Genomic DNA, 1,600 nt, shown 5'->3' on the forward strand with positions numbered 1-1,600 from the left:
CCGTCTGTGATATTGTCAGGGTAAAATCCGTCAGTGAAAATGTCAGTATGAAGGAGATGGTTACCCTGTCACAGACGGAACTGAAGCGGATGCTGGTTTTGCAGCGGGTTCTGGAAGGTCAGATCTCAACCTTTGAAGCTGCCCTGGTATTAGGCTTAAGTGAACGTCAGGTATACAGGCTAAAGGCCAAATTCCAGTCGCAGGGGCCTGCTGCCCTCGTCCATGGGAACCGGGGCCGCAAGCCGGTTCACGCTGTTCCCGAGGAGACCCGGCAGCAGATCATCCAACTCGCCCAAACCATTTACAGGGGGTGCAATTATACTTTTCTTAGCGAGTTGCTCTGCGAACGGGAAGGAATCACCTTGAGTCCTTCTTCAGTGGGTCGCATCCTGAAAAGCGCCGGCATTCCGAGCCCGCGGAAGCACCGTCCGCCTAAACTGCACCGCCGTCGTCAGCGGAAACCCCAGTTTGGGATGCTGGTCTTGATCGATGGCAGCCATCATGATTGGCTCGAGGGAAGGGGACCAAAACTGGTTTTGCTTTTGGCGGTGGACGACGCCACCAGTATGATTTTGGCCGCCCTTTTCAGTCTAACGGAAGATTTCGAAGGTTACCGGCGTCTTCTTTTCGACCTGGTTACCCGTTACGGTATTCCTCTGGCCATTTACTCTGACCGGCACACCCTTTTCTTCCCCCCGGAAAAGGAAGTATCCCTTGAGCAGCAGTTGCTGGGAGAGGTTCGGCCGCTGACCCAAATCGGCCGCATTTTAAATGAGTTGGGGATTACCCATATCCCCGCCCGCTCCCCCCAGGCAAAGGGGCGCGTTGAAAGGGCTTTTGGGACTCTTCAGGAACGCCTGACCGTTGAGCTTCGCCTAGCGGGGGCATGTTCCCTCGAAGAGGCCAACGAGGTCCTTGGACGTTTTATTGAACGTTACAACCGGCAGTTCGCGGTACCCCCGGAAAGCTCTGCGTCTGCCTTTCGCCCCGTTCCTGCCCACTTGCGTTTGGAGCATGTTTTTTGCTGGAAGGAGCGCCGGGTTTTGAACCCTGGCTACACCATTCAGTACCAGAAACAGACCTACAGGGTGGTGAATACCAAAGGTGTTCCGGTCATTCCTTTGCGCACGGTGGTGGAGGTGCACAGGCTCGCTGACGGCAGTCTCTTTGTTGGCTGGAACGGCCACATTTACCCCCTTGAATCGGTTCCGGCGAGTTCCTTGTTACCGAAGAATAAAGAAGCTGGGAAAAAGGGCGGGCAGTCTATGGGCAGAAAACCCGCCCCCGACCACCCATGGCGCAAGCCATGGAAATCAAGTCAGATCAATCATGGCGTCAGTTTTTAGCATGTTCTTTGGTGAGCCCCTGAGGCCTTCCCCTGGCGGCGCCGAAGGGGAGTCTTGACAGCCGGGGACCCCTCACGTGGTACAATGGACTACCTGACGGGGGCGTGCTACGTCTTTGTTGCATGTTCCCCGGAGCCGCCCCGTCGGCATTTTTAACTCAACCACGTGAGGGGTGGCTGTCAAGACCGCCGCCTTATTAAAAACCAGGAGTGACATTTTCTTAGCCCAGATGAATGAGATAAGTAATGTGTCTG

Annotated in this window: 1 protein-coding gene; it reads left to right on the forward strand. The window is 55.3% G+C overall.

Features of this window, described 5'->3' with window-relative positions:
• Positions 1-1,346 (forward strand): ISNCY family transposase (locus J2Z49_RS14675; RefSeq protein ID WP_307403930.1); only part of this gene is annotated, 1,346 nt, incomplete at its 5' end.
• Positions 1,347-1,600 lie beyond the last annotated feature (254 nt).

This window comes from Desulfofundulus luciae, assembly GCF_030813795.1.
Lineage (GTDB): Bacteria > Bacillota > Desulfotomaculia > Desulfotomaculales > Desulfovirgulaceae > Desulfofundulus > Desulfofundulus luciae.